Origin of the sequence: Pareuzebyella sediminis (genome assembly GCF_008367235.1) — a bacterium.
Classification (GTDB): domain Bacteria; phylum Bacteroidota; class Bacteroidia; order Flavobacteriales; family Flavobacteriaceae; genus Pareuzebyella; species Pareuzebyella sediminis.
Genome location: NZ_VTZS01000003.1, coordinates 86,184 through 104,365 on the forward strand (window position 1 = coordinate 86,184; position 18,182 = coordinate 104,365).

The 18,182-nt window shown below is 37.0% G+C and carries 14 protein-coding genes; 1 reads left to right on the top strand and 13 read right to left on the bottom strand.

Annotated features, from left to right (window positions below; translation table 11 throughout):
- From F2B13_RS11160 to F2B13_RS11210, 11 genes are all read right to left on the bottom strand, one after another.
- On the bottom strand, nucleotides 1-840 hold the full coding sequence (locus tag F2B13_RS11160) for a hypothetical protein (protein WP_149304195.1): 840 nt from the start codon (nucleotides 838-840) through the stop codon (nucleotides 1-3).
- On the bottom strand, nucleotides 840-1,445 hold the full coding sequence (locus F2B13_RS11165; protein ID WP_149304196.1) for a conjugal transfer protein: 606 nt from the start codon (nucleotides 1,443-1,445) through the stop codon (nucleotides 840-842). Before F2B13_RS11165 ends, F2B13_RS11160 begins: the two co-directional genes overlap by 1 nt.
- The gene (locus tag F2B13_RS11170) at nucleotides 1,432-3,852 is read right to left on the bottom strand and encodes a TraG family conjugative transposon ATPase (RefSeq protein WP_149304197.1); all 2,421 of its coding nucleotides are present in this window, start codon (nucleotides 3,850-3,852) and stop codon (nucleotides 1,432-1,434) included. The genes F2B13_RS11165 and F2B13_RS11170 overlap by 14 nt, the downstream gene beginning before the upstream one ends.
- The gene (locus tag F2B13_RS11175; protein WP_149304198.1) at nucleotides 3,845-4,123 is read right to left on the bottom strand and encodes a hypothetical protein; all 279 of its coding nucleotides are present in this window, start codon (nucleotides 4,121-4,123) and stop codon (nucleotides 3,845-3,847) included. The genes F2B13_RS11170 and F2B13_RS11175 overlap by 8 nt, the downstream gene beginning before the upstream one ends.
- A gap of 1 nt (nucleotide 4,124) precedes the next feature.
- Nucleotides 4,125-4,412, bottom strand: a complete 288-nt coding sequence (locus F2B13_RS11180) for a hypothetical protein (protein ID WP_149304199.1) — start codon at nucleotides 4,410-4,412, stop codon at nucleotides 4,125-4,127.
- Between the two features lie 310 nt (nucleotides 4,413-4,722).
- Complete coding sequence (locus tag F2B13_RS11185) at nucleotides 4,723-5,469, bottom strand: hypothetical protein (protein ID WP_149304200.1); 747 nt, start codon at nucleotides 5,467-5,469, stop codon at nucleotides 4,723-4,725.
- A 134-nt stretch (nucleotides 5,470-5,603) separates the two neighbouring features.
- A complete protein-coding gene (locus tag F2B13_RS11190) occupies nucleotides 5,604-6,545 on the bottom strand; it encodes a hypothetical protein (RefSeq protein ID WP_149304201.1) in 942 nt (313 codons plus the stop codon).
- Entirely contained in the window at nucleotides 6,535-9,831 is a 3,297-nt protein-coding gene (locus F2B13_RS11195) for a hypothetical protein (RefSeq protein ID WP_149304202.1), read from the bottom strand. Before F2B13_RS11195 ends, F2B13_RS11190 begins: the two co-directional genes overlap by 11 nt.
- Nucleotides 9,821-10,501 carry a condensin complex protein MksE gene (locus F2B13_RS11200; RefSeq protein WP_149304203.1) on the bottom strand — a complete coding sequence of 227 codons (681 nt, stop codon included), beginning with the start codon at nucleotides 10,499-10,501 and terminating at the stop codon, nucleotides 9,821-9,823. The genes F2B13_RS11195 and F2B13_RS11200 overlap by 11 nt, the downstream gene beginning before the upstream one ends.
- Complete coding sequence (locus F2B13_RS11205) at nucleotides 10,474-11,793, bottom strand: hypothetical protein (RefSeq protein WP_149304204.1); 1,320 nt, start codon at nucleotides 11,791-11,793, stop codon at nucleotides 10,474-10,476. Before F2B13_RS11205 ends, F2B13_RS11200 begins: the two co-directional genes overlap by 28 nt.
- Nucleotides 11,794-11,795: 2 nt before the next feature.
- On the bottom strand, nucleotides 11,796-14,615 hold the full coding sequence (locus F2B13_RS11210; RefSeq protein WP_149304205.1) for a TrlF family AAA-like ATPase: 2,820 nt from the start codon (nucleotides 14,613-14,615) through the stop codon (nucleotides 11,796-11,798).
- A gap of 216 nt (nucleotides 14,616-14,831) precedes the next feature.
- Between F2B13_RS11210 and F2B13_RS11215 the strand changes: the two genes are divergently transcribed.
- On the top strand, nucleotides 14,832-16,973 hold the full coding sequence (locus F2B13_RS11215; RefSeq protein WP_149304206.1) for a KAP family P-loop NTPase fold protein: 2,142 nt from the start codon (nucleotides 14,832-14,834) through the stop codon (nucleotides 16,971-16,973).
- 5 nt (nucleotides 16,974-16,978) lie between these two features.
- Here the strand turns inward: F2B13_RS11215 and F2B13_RS11220 are convergent, their stop codons facing one another.
- Nucleotides 16,979-17,641 (bottom strand): ATPase, encoded by a 663-nt coding sequence (locus tag F2B13_RS11220; protein WP_149304207.1) that lies wholly within the window; start codon nucleotides 17,639-17,641, stop codon nucleotides 16,979-16,981.
- Between the two features lies 1 nt (nucleotide 17,642).
- Nucleotides 17,643-18,182, bottom strand: a complete 540-nt coding sequence (locus F2B13_RS11225; protein ID WP_149304208.1) for a hypothetical protein — start codon at nucleotides 18,180-18,182, stop codon at nucleotides 17,643-17,645.

Here is an 18,182-nt window from a genome sequence, read left to right on the forward strand (position 1 = left end):
TTATCCGGTAAACAAGCGCAACGTGAAACTTGTGGCCTTCCGGTACAGTTTGAATTTGAGCAACACGATAAATCCGATGGACCCCAGCTGGATGACCGGGGCAAAGAATTCACTGCCCCAATCAGTGCCAAACAAGCTGCCCCAAAAGTTGGTGTTGATCTCGGTATAAAGGTTGTTCACAAAAACATTGACCAAAAAAAAGGCAGGTACCAGCATATAGACCCCAGCATAGAGCTTGAAATAGGTGTAGGCTAGGTTTCGGAACTTTTCAAAAACGGACAGACTGATGATCAAAGGAAAAAAAGCCTGAAGGATTCCCAAAAGAAAATAACGCTCCGCTAGAAAGAGGGGATAGATAAAAATATCCAACAACCATAAGATGACGCCTATGATAAAAGCGAGCATTTTTAGGCCGTACAAGGGAGTAACAAGGGCCTCATATAATATGGCCATGGCCTTTTTGGCGGCTTCCAAGGCACCCACATCCCGTTCCAGGTCCACATCCTGTAGCTGTAAGGGGAGGAGTGCCGGAGCCGTGTCCCGGTACTGGGATTCGATGGCGACCAAGATACCGTCAAAGACGCTCAACACCTCTGTGGAAAAAATGACTAATACCACAATCGCAAAGTTCTTGGCCAGTTCGGTAGGGGTCAATCCCCAGGTATGGCCATCGGTGGTTGCGATGCCCTCATTGTATTTTTTGAGGATGTTGATCAGAAAGAACAGCACGGCCAAGGTTTTCATCCCAACAATGGTGTATTGGGAAAAATCACTGCTCTTGATGGTCTGAAAGACCGCGTCCACATATTCCAATCCGATACCTAAGAATATACCTGCCATTAATAGTTGGTTTCGCGGTTATTTATGATGTCCTGCATTTTCCGAAAGGAGATGATTTCCCAGTAGCGTTTGGTCTTTACCTCCAGTTCGGCCACCATTTCCTGGGATTGGACTTTCTTATCCATCAAGATGGCAGTACGCTCAGCGTCGGTCATCTTCAAAAAGTCGCTGGAAAGGATCTGGTTGACAAAGTCCAAATCATCAATGGCCGTATCCATGATTTGCTCAAAGGAGCGTGATACTTGTTCCACTTCCCCTGCCTTTATATAGGGGGAGTTCAATATCTCCCTGAGATCCATCTGTACGGTACGGAAAAGAATCTCATTGTTCTTGGTCAACTCCTGAAGGGCCTTCAATTGTTTGATTGTGTTGTTGACCTTGACGATGTTGTCTTTTTGTTCCTTTAAAAACTGTACGGTCTTCAACAGTTCCGAGGTCTGTTTGGCAGATTCGGCTAAAGATTTGGCCATGCTGATGAAGTTCGTATTGTCATATACTGGCATCCCCTGGCAGGCAGCGCCTGCTGGCAGTAATAGGGTAGTGGTTAGGGCCAATAGTAGGATTAGGGCGTTTTTCCTGATGGACATATTCTTAATTGTTTTCATAAGAATTCTTTTTGAGGTGAATAAATGCTTTGATGGCTTGCTCCATATCCTGGGTTTCTTCATAGCGTTCCATAATTTGGGTGTTTTCTTTACCATCAGTCAGGTAGGCAGCATAGACTTCGAGTGGAACTTCCAAGCGGAAGATGTTGCTCTCCTTCCCGATTTTGATGAAGATTTCAGTGTATTTCCGTTCACCTGTAAGGTTGTTGCGGATGGACTTCAATTGGTTCAGGTCATGGCTTGAGAGGTTGAGGCGCTTTTGAAGTGTGTCGTAACCTTTCTCATTCCGCAGACTGTAGATGACCTGGGTGTTTTCAAGTATACTGGCCGAAGTGGAATTCTGGGGCAATTGGTTGATGGATTGCAGGATGATCCCAATGGCCCCGTTTTGTTTCCGGATGGCCTGATAGTAGAATTCGACACTTTCCAAGACATTAGGAAACTTCAACTGCTTGGCAAACTCATCGAACAGGATGATGCCCTTTTCGGAACGGTTTTGCCAGATGGTCCGTTGGATGGCCGACTTGATGAGCTTGAGCATCACGGATAGGATTTCCTTGTTGTCCCTGACCTCATCCAGTTCAAAGATGATGAGCCGTTTGTCCTCGATGGTATAAGTTTGGTCAGTCCCCGAATTAAATAGAAAGCTGTAGGGACCACCTTCCACATATTCCGATAGGATATGAAGGAAATCATAGGTGCTAAAATGTGCTTCTTTAATCTGCAGTTCTTGGATCAGGTTGTCTTTCCGGTCATCCACAAACTGATAGAGGGAAGCCAAGGAATGATTCTGTCTGACTTTTTTGTAATAAAGCAGCAACACCTTTTTGATGGCTACTTCTTGCGATTTGGAAGGCCTGTCCGCCGCAAGGAGTTCCAAGAGAAAAACAGCGAGGTCTTCCAAACGCTCTGGGTTCAGGTCGGATTCCTCAGAGATATAAAAAGGATTGATGCCCAGGTTTTTTCCCTGCTCGTAACGCAGGATGATATGTTGGTCGGGATAAAGCTTTGCGAATTTGGCATAGGAGCCGCCCAAATCGATAAGTACCAGCCGAACACCCTGCTCAAAATACTGTCGTAAGATATTGTTCGCCAAAAAGGATTTGCCTTCCCCTGTTGGGGCGAAAATGGCAAAGTTCCGGGCCTTGATGCGTTTCTTTTGTTCGTCCCATACATCCTTCAGTACCGGGATGTTGTACTGACGGTCATTGAATATGATACCTGTGGCATCGGATGTATAGTTCGTGTTGTTGATATAGAGACATAAGGCATGCTTCAAATCTGTTACATAGAGATCTTCGTTGGAAAAGTTGGTGGCATGGCAGGGATGGGAATTCAAAAAGTAATGCTTGCGTTCCGCGCCATTTGGGTAATAGGGAAGGATGTCCAACTCCTTAAAACCCGCCTTGATTTGGGATGCAATCCGTTTTACATGTTCGGATTCCGAATGCCAGAAGATGATATTGAGATGTCCCCGGATGATGCGTGACGAATCATCAGTATTGATTTGGTCAAGAATATGCTGGACCTTTTTGAGGATTACCTTGTTTTGGGAACCGAAATTGGAACTTTTGCTGAGCTCCTCCACTTTTTTGTCCAAGAGCTTGCGCCATTTGTGTTTGTCATCCAGGTAGAGGATATGATTCACCATGTGGTTCTCGTTAAGGTCAAGACCCAGGTCGTCTATAAAACCTTGGTGAAAGTTAAAATCGTCTGAAGTAAACCGCTCATTGGTCTTGCTGCTCTGGACCGCTCCACTAAAACAAGCTTCGTTGTTGACGGCAATGGCATCAAAGAAATGGTTGCCGATTTCGATTTGTTTCTTATCCAGTAGTACATCGGTATCAAAACCAACATTGAAACCATTGTAATAATCGTTTGTATGGTTGAGAATGTCATCAGGTACCATAGGCACCAATGACACGCGTTGGCTGTTATTGACAAAGGAAACGGCATCATTGACGGAAGAGATGAACTCCGCCACTTGGACATCTAGTTTTCGATGAAAGCCTTTTTCCGTTTTTCTGAATGGATTGACATATTTGTTGGCGTTGAGAGTTTTGTCCAAGGGCAGTATAAAGGATAGATAGCTTTGATGGTTCAGGTGTTCCCTGCCCTGAAAATAGTCATGGGTCGCCTTTTCCAAAAAAGTTCGGTTAGGCAATTGTTCGGCATCGTATCCCACTTTTTGGTAAATGTCCTGTTTATGGATGACCGTGCCCATGGGAAGTGACTTGAATGCTTGAAACCACATGCTGTGCAGTTCCTCGAAATCTTGCTTGGAGAGGGAATGGATTTCGGGAAGGACTACTTCATAGCACAAGACCACATTCCCATTGTTTGCAAAGACCACATGGTTTTGGATGTCCAGGATGGGATGATGGGAATTCAGGTTGATTTTATGCATAGGAAAGAGGGCTTAGTTTTTTGTTGCTGATGATGCGTGGGAAAACCTTTTGAACGGAAAGTAATTGAGGGGTTTTGGCCCACCGCACCAATACCCCATATAAGAAGGTATTGGTGACAAGCAGGACCACGATGACACTAAAGCTGAAAGAAAATATGATGATTAATAGGGAGCCGATTACGGATACCATCATCAGGGCAAAGAGGGAGATGGGAAGTCCCATAATCATGGCCCCCTTACGGATGTTTCGATAGATCTCGTACTTCTTCATTTTACACCACAATTCCGATGAGGTAGGCAAAGATGCCCACAACCGCCCCGGCAATTAGAACAAAGACCAATACCCGGGTAATGCCTTTTTTAAGATCGGCATTTTCGCCGAAGAAGTGTCCGGCATTGAACAGGAAACCTACTAAAAAGATGACACCAAGGATGATGGGGAAGATGGTCCGTATAGTACCAGAAATATCATTGACGGAATCCTCGATACCACCGATCTGGGCCAAAATGGAACTGGAAACAAATAATAAAAGAATAGTGATGAAATGTGATTTTCGCATATCGTAAACTGTTTGGGATTACACGGTTTTTGATATGTGAAAAGTAGTGGATAATAAATTTTAAAAAATTGATTATCAGTTATTTGTGAATAAAATAAAATATAGTTTCGAATGGTTCAATATAGTGTCAGTTGAGATGAAAATGAATGAAATTCCGAAGGTTGATGTTGATAACCACAAAATTTGAGCAAGGAAGGACTTGGGAAAAAGCCCGATTCAGGCCGTTCCCATGGCTTATAGTGTCCATAAATCTTCAAGAATTAAGTAATCGGTAGACCATTGAATTCATATGACAATCAGAATCATTAGACTATTCATGATCCTTTTTTAAAGGATCGATCTCGTTGGCCTTTTGGGAAGCCCAATTCAAGTATTCCTGAAGTTTTTGTCCCTGGAATTCTTCCTTATGGTTTAGATTTTTGCCCAGTGTGTTCAAGTAACTCCTAATCATAATAGCTTTTTGATGTTTTTCGGCGTCTAGTATCAATTGATTGAACTTTTCTGCTTCAAGTGCTTTCTTCTTGGCAATCTCAGCTTCTTTCTCCTTTTGGATACGATTTCTTTCCTCTTGGATGCGCTGCTCTTCCCTGAGATCCGCCCATTGTCTGCTGTCCTTGTCCAGATATTCATAAATGGTCATCAGGTAATCCTCCAACCTTTTAGTTTTTTTATCCATCCACCCCTTTCGGGCATAGGACCCAATCTGGAATTCGAGCAGTTCACTTTTTTCATAGCGTTCGCTACCATACCCCAATGCATCCTTGTCCCTTTTCCTGAAATATTTTTGCCTTAGGTTGATCTCAGTAAGTTGTCCGTACATTTCAATATGGCATCGATTATATTCGAAAGTGATACCATGGCCATTTTCCTCCAAAAGGAAGATTATATCGCTCATGAACCTAAGGGCTCTCCCCCTCAATTTAGGCTCAACGGATATCGGTAAAAATGAACCATTGTATTTTTGCTTTTCCTCCCAGCTCCTTCGCTCTTTTATTTTATCTAATCTTTTTAATTCGATTTTTGTTTTTTGAACGAGTGGGTGTAAAGTTTTTTTCATAAGTGTAATCCTATAAAATTTTATTAATATGTATTTTCGGGAAGCAACTTAAATCGTAAATTTTTTGGATTAGCCAGGCGCAGAAAATATAGAATCAATTTATTGAGAGAGGGTACAAAAATGTTAAAATGGATTTATAAAAGGTCCTTTATTATTCTAATCAAATCGAATGATTCCTCTTCAATCCACTCCTCCTTTTCAATTAGGGTTTTGATAAGTTGTATATCTCTCTTAGAAAAGTTTTCAATTTTGAGTCCAGAAAAGGTTTTTGTTAAATCCCAATGACTGTCATGATAATCAATATAAGTACTTCTTCTTTTATGGGGCTCATTTGGATATAGAAGCTGAATATTCTTATTACGTTCCTTAAGTTTCTCGTTAATTCTGGTAAAAATCTCAAGCCCAACTTTATCCCAATCGCAAGAATAATAGATGGGTTTCATTAATTCATATTCGTCGATATCGTCAATGATCGCGATATTGTTCCCCCCTACATACCACATTTTTACTTGTGCTTCTTTAGCAATCCAAGGTTGCTTTAGAAAGGATTTGTTCTCACACATCACAATGGCTTTAGGGCTCTTATTATCAACAACTAATCGCCATTGATTCTCTTTTTTATCTAAGGAGAACCTTTCTATATTTAATATCTTAAATACTGCATCTCTTACGCTTTTTTTGTTTTTTAAATATTTGGATATATCAAAAAATTCGTTTGAGAAATCTTCTATCGTAGTCGGGTTATTTTTTAACTCTTCTTTATTTTCAGCGATGAGCATTAGGGTTTTAATGTCTTCAATCGAAAACCCTTTATTAGCTGTAGGTTTTATATCATTTTCTATAAGAAACCTTTTGGCCTCATCATGAGTTTTTTTAAACTCCTGCTCGTAAAAATCCTCATATTTTTCGGTTGGAATTATAACTTTTATATTATCTGGTTTTAAATCCAGAATACCCTTATCATGGATTAGGTAGTTAATATATGGATGGCTTTGAATGACTGCTCTTGTTCTTTTAAGATGATACAAATCATCAAGTGCTTTCAACTCTTTCCAAGTAATATTCTTATTCATCATCTGATAAGGATTGGACATATAGGTCTATATCCTCAGTCACTTCATCTGAAAATATTCCTAGGGGAGGTACAAAACTATCTACATCTGCCAAATTGTTTTCATTCATAATATAGATATATTGACCATTATAGGTGATTTCTCCAGCAGTTTCAATGGCCATGGTAACAATTTGATATTTTTCCTCTTTCGCTAGTTCATGTAGCATATCATAATTACTTCCTAAGCCTTCTGCTTCATCTATTGGCATGATTTTTAATCCATCCCTGCCTTCTTCCTCAATTAACGAAAGTCTTGCCAGGCATAATAGTGCGTTAGCTGCATAAGTTTGACCATTACTACCAGAATTTACTTCTTCGTTTTCGAGTTTAAGCTCAAAAACCAAGTCGAAATAAGATTTGGGATTCATTAAATCTTCTGGTTCCACTTTAGTACTACCTCCAAGTTTTCGAAACGCTTTGATCATCATTTCATTAATGTCAATTTCCTCTCTGAGTTCACTAAACAAACCTGTATAGCTCAACTGGTTGTGCAGCTGCTTCCTGAAAGTTGTCAGCCAATTATCTGGGTAGTGAATTGACTTTTTAGATGTCAATGATGCCTTGTTACCGCCGGTTATACCTCTTTTTCCCTTTTTGAGAAAGCTGTCAATTTCATTAATCTTTGTTAGATAACCAGAATAGATTTTATAAACATCATTGAATATGCTTCCCAAAATTTCTACTTTTCTGGATCCAATTTCCTGAATGTCTTGAGTTAGTTTATTTAATCTATCAACTATATCATTTTCAATTAGATCTTCATTGACTTTGGTGCTAGGAAATACAGTTGGTAAAAGATGATTTGCCAATTGCCCAATTGAAGCCGTTTCATCATAGGGAAGATCTTTGGTTATCATTTTTAAATACTCGATATAGGAAAGTTGCGCCGAGTTTGCCTTAGATTGAAAAGAATCCCTCCCATCATCTGGATTCTCATTTTCTTCAATTTTTTCATCAAACTTAAGTGACGATTTAAGTAGTTGTTCGTTTAACCTTTTCGCTTCATCGATTTCATCTTCTGCCAAGCTAAGCTGCTTCTCTTTCTTCTGAATTTCTACATCCAATTCCTTGATAGTGCCTGAAAATTTATATTTTAATTCGGATAGTTTTTGTTGATTGATTGTGTTTTTATTGTACGCATTAAAAAATGATTTTTCATCAAAACATTGTTCTTTCAAATACTCAAAGTTCTCAGCCAACCGTTTTTCTTCCACCATAATTTGTTCTTCTATTAATTGGTCATCAATAGAAATATCATCTTCAAAAAGTTCGGTCTCTAATTGTTTGGCTCTTTTTTGGTAATTTTCCTGTTGGCTCTTTCTGCTAGTATATTCTTCATACTGCTTCTTTAAAGAATCATGTTTTAGGAGAATTTTGGTTTTGTTTTTATGTACCTGCAGGTGATATGTAAAAGAATCTTCCGTAATACCTTTCAAACCTTCATCAATTTTGAATTTGAGTAATTCATCTTTTCTGTTGAAAAGGCCAATATGCTTTTCAAGATTACTATGTTCAAAAAGTTTGTTTTTAAGGTGTTCTTTATTTTTCTTTTTAACTTTTAGCTTTGACAATTTCTTTTCAACACCTTCCTTTAATTTAGATAGAGAATTTTCAACCTCACTTGGATCTTCAATATTTAAAACTTGATACTCTGAATATGTAATGAACTCATAGACACCATCTAAATTGAGCCAAAATCCATTTTTGGTTCTGTCCTTGATGTTTGAGTCAATATTCTGAAATAGATGCTCCGGATACGGGACATACCTTTTGGAATTTTCCTCTAGAGGCTTGATTTTACCGAATTTTTGGAAGTAAATTAAAATACTTTCAAGGGTATGTGATAGAGGAAATTTTAGATTATCAATAGCCCAATTTACCAAAGTTTCAGGATTGTTCAAATCAGAAAATCTTGATAATGATTCGAGTTCTTCTATTTCCTTTTCAAGCTCTTTAATTTTTTCGGGGTATTCATTTATTTCTTTTCTGTATTCGGTTAACCAATTGGACACTTTAAAGGAATCCAGAATAGTGTTGTCAGAAAGGAATTTTATGAATTCTTGTAATTCCGATTTATCATTATTCTTTACCCGCTGAGACGTATACCATTGATTGACTTTTTGTATATCATTACCATGAGTAGAAAGCCATTTTTCTACAACTTCAATTTGCAGTTTAGATTGACTAACATCAAAAAATTGTTTTTCCATGTCATCTCCACTTTCATCCTCCTTAGTCAATTGCTTTACTTTGATTCTAAAATCAAGCAACTCTTTGAAGTTATTTATTTTTAACTTCAAAAGCTCATTTTCAACAAATCTAAGTTCGTCTCTTTTAATTCTTAGATCTTTAATAATTCTAAGCTTTTCCTCGGTACATTTCCTCTTAAAGCTATTCCAATAGCTGAACTTTTTTATTAGGTAATCTGAGTAGATAGTTTTATAGTTTTTTTGTTTTTCAAGAACAGTTTTCAATAATGTCTGCTTTTCATTTATTAGTCTGATTTCTTCAGAATATCTTTTATGCTCATGGAAATCATTACTTATATTTTCAACTTCTTCATTGTATTTTTCTTTTATGGCATTTTTATCATCATCACCAAAAAGAAATCTTTTTAAATCCTCGGATTCAGTCTTAAAACCTTTACCCCTTGAGAAAGACCTTAGAATACTTGCATAAGTTTTGAGAGTTTCATTTTTAGTTATGTCTAACGACAGGATATTATTTGCATAAAGGATTTGATGGTAGTTTTTTCTTTTGAAGGATTTCATTCTAGCAAACTCAACCTTTTCGCACAGATTCTTTAAGGTATCAATCTTATTATCTATGAGTAGTTCCTTATTCAAAACAGGCTTGTCCAAAACAGTTAGATTATCCCAATCATAACCATTTTGAATGATGAACATTTCAACCACATTACTTGTTCCTTCAATATAAACTCCAATGACTAGATATTTTTTTGGACTAACTTCAATATTTAGAAATACGTAACCTCTAGATACTGAATGTCCTTTTTTGGAAATTAGCATTCCTTTGACATCTCTCTGCTTATTATTTCCTTCGGTTGCAGATTTAAATTCACTAGAGCCAATTAAAACCAATTGGATCATATCTGCTATCATACTCTTTCCACTTCCACTCTCGCCACTGAAATCTGTTCTATAGGGATGGAAAAGATAATCGGCATTAAAATGCTGCTTAATGCCAATGGTGGAAAGACTATATATACGAGGGTAATTATTCTGCATTTTTCATCTCATTTATCAAATCATCAATGGTTTCAATTTGAGGTAGGTAGATAATTCGCAGGCGTTCAAACGATGGCATTACTTTGAATTTATCTTTCTCATCTTCGTTTTCCCACATTAACCAACCCAAGTCCCCAAATTTTTCAAAGGACTTGGATATTACTGCTTCAAATCTTTGGTCACTCAAGTCCGTTCCCTTATCGGAAGAATTATCATTAATGAGTTTTCTCAATGCATTTTTTTGTTCCTCATATTCTTCATGCAATAGGGTCGTGAATTCAGTTACACTATCTAACTCTATATTTCCATCTAGCTTGGACATTTTTAGGAACAACATTCCTATAATAATATATTCACTCTTTAAATAATCCCTATTGTCGGAAGGTACATTTCCTCTCCCATCTTCGTTGAAGTTTAAATAGTAGTAATTGTTAAAATCGGTACCCTCTTTTATGAGATTTAGGTTGAAAAAATCTTTATAATAGTCCTTTAAGGATTCGTAGTTATCGGACTCGTTTAAAAACCGATATAGATTCACGTTCAATGGATATTCTCTTTGAATATGGATACCACTTCTGAGTGTATAATCAAGCTTTGCGAAAACACTTTTTGACTTTCTGTTGCTCAAAAAGGCGTACGGTACTATTTTTTCTGAATTATCATTTTCCATAAGGATATTCCATTATTTATCACGTCATGCACAGGTTCTGTTTCAATGCTCAATTTGTATTGATTCCTATACGTTGCGTTTTTTCTAATGATATTGTGGGCTGTCTTAACGGCGATTGGAAGTTGGTCTTCTTCAAGAATTTTGAAGAAAAGGCGGGTGAAGTCCAGATAATGTTTTTCCTCCACTTCTTTAAATATAAAATCGGTCCAGTATCCTATTCTTTCTTTATCCCTTTTCCATTTTAGTGTTTTTTCCAATAATTCTTTCCTCTTTTTGAAATCAACTGTTCTTTGAGTGACTTCAATAGGCAGTTTTGGACTTATTTCTCTTGAGGGAACAACATTGAACTTTAAATTGTCTATAGTAGATTTTACGATTACCCCTGAAAGACTATTGGGAAACTGTATTCGTTTTGTTCCTTCTTCTTTAACCACAACCGAATGTTGAAGTAAATAGTCAATAAACTTATTAGTTTTTCTATCGAAATTCTTTTTGTTGAAATCGTAAATAAACTCTCTAATTCTTGGCTTTATTTTTTCTATTCTTTTACTTACTTGCTCTAATTGGCTTCTAGAATTATCATGAAATTTTTGAACCCTGTGAATATTTGAAATGTTGTTTTCCGCTTTATTCTCTTCAAGAAGACCTATCAAGAGGTCATCTATGTCATAAGAAATTTGAAATGCATTCCTGAGCTCTGATGCTTGTTCCTTGATTATTTCCAAACGTATCTCAATACCTTTGAGAATTTCCAATATATTTTGGTCTTCTGAATTTATTCCTGTTTTAAAATCTTTTACGGACTCGTTTACCTGTTGGTCCAATATTTCGATTTGGGAAGTAAGTTCAGGAAGCCTAATCTCAAAATGGTCTTCAATCCATTCATTGAAATCCCTATTTTCTTCGATATTTTCAGTGAGACTTTTATGTAATTCTGCAAAGAATCGCTTAATCTTTGCTGGATTATACTTTTCGATTAATCGTTTTTCGATATTCTGACAAAGCTCTAATCCATATTTTTTGAATTGGTAGGTTTTCTTTGAGGCATTGCGCCACAGGAAGGACTCTTGAAACCTAAGTATTATTGAATTGTTTCTGTTGTATTCTGTCCGAGAACTTTCGTTGCCTTGGTCTTTGTAAACCTTAGTAATAGTTGAAATAATATTCTCTTCTGTAAAGTCTTTATCCTTATATTTTGCATATAGAGAGAGAAGAATCAATCCATCATTTTTCTCTGGAATTAATTTTTCATATTGCTCTTTTGCTTCTCTATAGAGGTCAAAGGTATCCATGATTAAAAATTATATTTTTTCTTACGTTTGTCAAACGCTTCTGGCCCTCCTTCCAAAATATCACAAATATGTTCTTGAATACCCCTTTTATGTAATACTTCTTTAATTATATCGTTTTCAGGAATTGTATTTTCTATGGAACCGGATACATATTCAAAATCAAATGTTTTATTTTTAGTATCTTCTCCATTTTGATTAGCTATTATTACGAGTTCGGCATCAGCACCAAGAACAAGATTGGGATTGTGGGTAACTATAATTATTTGTCGTTTTCTTTTGCGTTTTCTGATAAATTTTACTACCTGATTGTAAATTGATCTATTATCCAAATCATCTTCAGGTTGATCGATAAGAATTGGACATTGACTATCATCCAAATCAATTAATAGTCTAAGAAGGACAAATGATTTTTTGCCAGGGGACATGTCAGATATGCTATCTCCCTGATATGTAACCTTATAATCATGTCCAAACCAATTTTGAAAGAGAGCTGTTACTGCTTCTCTATTAGTGATAGCCTCCCTTTTTTTAAGTTCATTTTTGATAATCTTCCAAGTTTCCGCTGCCAGAAATTTTTTATGTTCCTCAACATTTTTGAAGTTATACCCGGTCAAGTAATCAAATTCCTTGCTTCTTATGGCACGTCCATCGAAGCACTTGTTCACAAAAGACTCTTGAAAGCCTTCCTTCTTGAACTTGGTGACAATTTCAAAGGCTAATTCATCATCAAAACCAGATAGGTCTACCCTTTCTTTTGCCTCTATATAAATTAGATAATATTCTGCGTTTATCTGAGACAGTGATTTTATGAGCAAAGTAATTTGTTCGTAAGAGTTACTTATTTCTTTTAGCAGTTCTATGATGTCATTCAACTTCTTCTCTTCTTCAGCTTTACTCTTTAAAAGAGTTTCAAGAAAATTTTGTTCAGTAAGTGCACTTTGAATAGTTACAATTCTTTCTTCCAATCCTTGTATTTCAATTGATAACTGATAAATGGCAGCTTCTATTCTGTTAACAATTATATCAATGGAATTTGACCAATCCAGTTTATATTGACTGCTTTTTTGGCTGTATAAATTTTGAACCTCTGATCTCAATGCCTCATTTAGAAGGTTAAGCAAATCATTTTCATGGATTGAAATAGAAATTTTCTTAAGGTTCTTAAGCCTTTCAACATCCTTTTTAAAGGTGTCGATACTCATTCTTTTCACTTTTATCTCATCAGAAACAGTGTTAAAGGTTTTTAGATCATCCTCGCTGACTTTAGAATTCTGTTGTTGTTTTTTAATTTCATCGTCAAGCCGTTGGATTTCCTTCCTGATTCCATTTTCATCACCTAATTCTTTTTTCTTTTGATTTTTTTCAATGTTCAAAAGAATATTTTGAAATAAGTTTTTAATTGCTGACTCTGTTCTATCCTGTATATCTGAAATTCTTTCTTTAACCGAATCATTCCAAGATTTGAAATCTTTTTTTTGCAGTAGAACGTCTTGTATAATCTGATCGATATCACTTCCATTTTCACCCTCATCAACAACTCGATTCAAATACGATTGGGGGATGTAGATTATTTTCTTGCTTGGATTTTTATCAGACCCTAGTTGACTTATTTGCCCATCCTTCCATAATACTTCAAAACCTTTAACAGGTCTTTTGTCTTCTATTCCTGCAGAATCGTTTCGACGTTCATATTCAAGTTTGTCCGCAGTACTGGCTATACTTCTAAGCAAGATGGATTTGCCAGTTGATTTGCCGCCAATTATAGAACTTAGGTTTTGATTCATTTGAATGAAACCATTGGTGAATGAGGAATCTAAAAAGCGTACTTTATCTATTATTTCGTATATCTTTTTATCGTCAGGTTTTTGATTAGAAATCCTAACCCTTTCTTCAGGCTCATATGTTATCTGTTTCAATCCCTCAAATGTTGGATCTGCTTTTATCCAGCATAAACGATTTGAATTTTTTGTAAAGAGCTCTTCGAAAGTATGTGCATCACTTCCCCATAGACATGGTTTCAATGATTTGAATTCTTTTATATAGTTAGCCTCAGAGTCATAAGTTTTGCCCAACCCCCAACTAATTGTTTTTGGATTTGAGGCAAAAAGGCAGTCTGCTTTTTGAATCAAAACTTTTCTAGTATGGTGGCCTTGACCATTCCATTCAACATCGCTCAAATCTTCATCACTTGGTAGTACAATCAGATACTTACCTTTAAAAATAGAAGGCTTATTAAGGATTTCGCTTATTTTTTCATCGGAAACCACTGCATTCATCATTCCTGTATATAGCGGATTAGAATGCTTTGCAAATTCAGCATGTTCTTTTTGCAGTTGTTCTCCTAGAGCCATGAGATTATGAAGTGTAAGCGGACGTTTTTCTTCCTGAGCCTGAATATTTCCTTGGTATACGAATTTTAGTTCCCTGAGGAAGTTTTCTTCAATGTCTTTTATTGACACTTCATTTGAAAAGATGATATGAAAATTCACTCTGTTACTGTTCACCAATTTATCAAGTCTGAATTCTATATTAGGCAGTATTAGAATTTCTTTAATTCTTATGATTTCACCTTCTGAGAATCCCAGATGGGCAAATTTCCCTTCACTTTCAATATAATCTTCCCTTAACTTTTTATAACCTTCAATAGTAAAGTAATCGGTGATGCCAATTGTGTAAATATCATTGTCCAGCGCTCTTCTAAACAATTCTTTGACATATATGTCCCAATCATTGCCAAATCCATTATTTAAAACAGATTCAGGTGTATGTACATGAAGGTCCCATTTTCTCCATTCCGAACCTTTCGGATACAATTTATTCATGAATTATAAACTCGTTTATGGCCATAAATGCCGATTAATAAATTATTATTGGGGGGAGATATTTTATGTGGATTTTAAATTTAAGAAAAATATCATGCCTGATTCAGAAATATTACTATTAATTGTAAGACATTCAATAGCAGGAATAATTTGCTGATATTGAGTGTTAACTATTTTAGGTACAAAACCCTATTAACACTTATAAATAATTGATTGATGGGCAACAAAAATGTAATCCTCAACGAAGTAGCGGTAAGGTCAAAAAGCGATGATCTTTTGAATTATTATCCTTTTGCCGAAAAAGTAAAGGAAATAATTCAAGGCTACTCCAGTAATCCTGAGCCATTGACCATCGGAATTTATGGAAAATGGGGAGTGGGCAAAACCTCATTGTTGAACTTGATTGAGAAACACATAGAGGTGTTTCAAAAGGACAAGAAGGACAAACCTTACATAAAATTTCATTACAACCCGTGGTTATACCAGACCAAAGAGGAGATGCTCTTTGATTTCTTTACGATATTAAGCAAAAAGTTACATTATAGCGGGAATGAATACCTAAAGAAAGCTGGAGAACAAATCCTCAAATACAGTCGTTACCTAAAGTCGGTAAGGCTATCCGTTTCGGGCGGAATTCCAGGTGTTTTCAATCTAGGGGTCAAGGTTGAACCCCATGATATACTCAAGGCATTGGGAGAAGATCTTAAGGGACAGGACAAAAGTCTTGACGAAATGAAAAAGGACATAAATTTAGCTTTACGTGATTCTGGAAAGAAAATAATCATTTTTATTGATGATGTTGACAGGCTTGACCGTAATGAAATATATACGCTCCTAAAGCTTGTTAAAATCAATGCTGATTTTAAAAACTTGGTTTTCCTCATTTGCTTGGACCCAGAGCATGTTGCCAAAGCAATCCATAAAAGATACGGGCCCAACATCGAATCCGGGAAATTTTTTTTGGAGAAAATCATCAACATACCATTAGAGCTTCCCTTGGTGGAGAAGGCAGACTTGGATCTGTTCATCAAGGAAAAGGTCAAGTCCGCAATTAAGAGCAGACTTATCAGAAAAGATGAGTCTGATGAATTGATCAGAAGCCTGAATGTTTCCTATTTTGGTTCACCACGGGAAGTAATCCGAATCGTCAATTCATTCTCCATCTCCCTTTATGCGATCGGTGACGAAGTAAATGCCCACGATTTGTTTTGGATCGAATATTTAAAAGTAAAGCATCCCGAATCCTATGAAACTATAAAAAACTATGCCCGGGACCACATCTCAAACTACATATTAACCTCTGTTATTACCTTCAACAACGAGTTTGATAAAAGTAAAAGCGAAAGTGGTGTGCGGTCAATTCTAAAAGACCAAAGCGAAAAGGCCTATGATATCATTGATAAGCTATTTCCGATGGATAGAACTGGAACCGTTTACGGATATCGATCGAAAAACATCAAATCTGAAAAAGAATTGAACAAACAACTCAGGATCAACCATATTTCCCATTTTGAGAAATACTTTTCATTCCACACCAAAGGGAAAATCTCAGAAATTAAATTCTCCACTTTAAAAAGCCATATCCAAGATGGCAATAAAGATGGGGCTCTGACTGTTTTGAAAGATTTGCTGTCAAATTCAGATGAATATAAAGTTGTCTATCGTCTGGGTTCAGAGTTGGATGGCATGAAAACCCCGGATTATGAAAAATATATCCCTTTTATTATTGATAATATCCAGGTTTTCAAAGAGGGACAAGGGTATTCCAATGCCATTCAGCTGATCCAAAATATTGGAGAAAAATTGAGAACGGATGAAGCCTCTGGGAACAGAGAAATCTGTCTCAACATAGCTAAAAAACTTGACTATTACCAACTAAGTTATTTTTTGGGACGCTTACAGGAAAATCCTAATATACCGTATTTAAAAGACTTGGAATCAGTACTCATCGAAAAAGTCAGGGAGCCTGATTCACCTCTATTCTACAAACAAAGAAATGTTTCCAATATGATAATGGAAATTTGGTCAAAGCACGATAGCGGTCAATTTCAGCAATTCATTTTGGACAGCCTTTCATCCAAGGAAAATGTATTTAGTTTTATAACAAGCTTTCCGTATCTATGGAACGACCACATACAAGGAATTTTCAAAAAAGAGGACTATACATTTTTGAAAGAACATCTAAATCTGGATATGGGCTCTATCTACGCTAAAATAGAAGACCTGATTCCCGATAAATTCGACTTAAAGGAATTGGAGGTCAAGGCCAAAGGATGGGATGATAAGACCAATAATTCGGAAAAGCAGAATATCGATCAATTCGTCTATTGGTACCTGATGGACAAAGAAAAAGAATGAGGTGTTCATTTCCTCTTATCCTTGCTCGCCCTATCAAATGCAACCAGATTAAATAACTCCCGCATCCTTGATCTCACGCGAGTGCCATACCGTTCCTCCAGCTCCTGGGCATTGAGGTTGGTGGTGGCGTGGGTCTTGCGTTTGTCTTCAATAAAGAGTTCATGACGGGAGAGCAATATTTCACCCATGACGTTGCAGTCTTGCCCAAAGTGCCGTCCGGTGGGTTCTACACCTAGGTCATCGAAACAGAAGAATTGGGAAGTGCCATAATCTTCGATGGTCTTATAACCTATATGGTTAAAACCAAAAACAATGTTCCGGCAGGGTATGATCTCATAGGGTCGTTGATGTGGGACGATGTGTTTCATTAGTTTCATGAGGCTGGTCTTGCCACAGCCTACAGGTCCCGAGAGTAAGAGTCCTTTGTGGATATCAATGCCCATTTGGGTACAACGGGCTTTGTCCTGGATGAAGTAGAGGCTGAGTTTATATAGGATATCCCGGTCCTCTCGGTGGATTTTGAATTTTTTCCCGAATAGAAGTTTTCCCTTGGCATCAAGATAGATGAGGATTTTTTCAAAATCATAGTGGATTTCCTTGTCCTTCAGGGTGCCCAGTGGATATTGGACGGCTCCCTCGGTGATGATATGTGGGGTATTGTACTTCACGTTACAAAGGTTCGTTGTAGTTTTTGTGGGTCTTGGTCTTTAGGTTGTCCCGAAATGGGACACCGGCCTTCTGTTTGTTTCCGTTTTCCAAATCCTCAACATCCAAAATTTTAAAATCTGCCTGTTTGTTATTGTTTTTTTGGTTTTCCAAGGTTTGTATATGTTTGTTTATAGGTACCACTGCTTGTCCATTGCTTGTCCTGATATTGGTACGGCTTGGGTCCACCACTTGTCCAGTACTTGTCCCAAAATCGAACATCTTGATACGGCTTCCCTTAAAAGGGTTGTGGGATGGAGTATAGACGATATAGCTCCAATGGGCGAGTTCCTTGATGCATCGATGGTAGGTGGATTTGGACCCAATCTTGGCACACTGCATGACTTCGTCCCGGTTGATAAAAAATTCCGGTTTAAAGTAGTTGGTGTTCCAGAACTGGAACAACGCCACATAAAGACTGATATGGGTTGGGTTCAGTCGGCTGTCCTTGGAGAATTGATCAAAAACCCCATTGAGATGTTTTATATAATTGACTTCTTCCAA

Excerpts from the sequence above, each read along its gene's own strand:
- F2B13_RS11160 (WP_149304195.1), bottom strand. The coding sequence starts at position 840 with ATGGCAGGTATATTCTTAGGTATCGGATTGGAATATGTGGACGCGGTC.
- F2B13_RS11165 (WP_149304196.1), bottom strand. The coding sequence starts at position 1,445 with ATGAAAACAATTAAGAATATGTCCATCAGGAAAAACGCCCTAATCCTA.
- F2B13_RS11170 (WP_149304197.1), bottom strand. The coding sequence starts at position 3,852 with ATGCATAAAATCAACCTGAATTCCCATCATCCCATCCTGGACATCCAA.
- F2B13_RS11175 (WP_149304198.1), bottom strand. The coding sequence starts at position 4,123 with ATGAAGAAGTACGAGATCTATCGAAACATCCGTAAGGGGGCCATGATT.
- F2B13_RS11180 (WP_149304199.1), bottom strand. The coding sequence starts at position 4,412 with ATGCGAAAATCACATTTCATCACTATTCTTTTATTATTTGTTTCCAGT.
- F2B13_RS11185 (WP_149304200.1), bottom strand. The coding sequence starts at position 5,469 with ATGAAAAAAACTTTACACCCACTCGTTCAAAAAACAAAAATCGAATTA.
- F2B13_RS11190 (WP_149304201.1), bottom strand. The coding sequence starts at position 6,545 with ATGATGAATAAGAATATTACTTGGAAAGAGTTGAAAGCACTTGATGAT.
- F2B13_RS11195 (WP_149304202.1), bottom strand. The coding sequence starts at position 9,831 with ATGCAGAATAATTACCCTCGTATATATAGTCTTTCCACCATTGGCATT.
- F2B13_RS11200 (WP_149304203.1), bottom strand. The coding sequence starts at position 10,501 with ATGGAAAATGATAATTCAGAAAAAATAGTACCGTACGCCTTTTTGAGC.
- F2B13_RS11205 (WP_149304204.1), bottom strand. The coding sequence starts at position 11,793 with ATGGATACCTTTGACCTCTATAGAGAAGCAAAAGAGCAATATGAAAAA.
- F2B13_RS11210 (WP_149304205.1), bottom strand. The coding sequence starts at position 14,615 with ATGAATAAATTGTATCCGAAAGGTTCGGAATGGAGAAAATGGGACCTT.
- F2B13_RS11215 (WP_149304206.1), top strand. The coding sequence starts at position 14,832 with ATGGGCAACAAAAATGTAATCCTCAACGAAGTAGCGGTAAGGTCAAAA.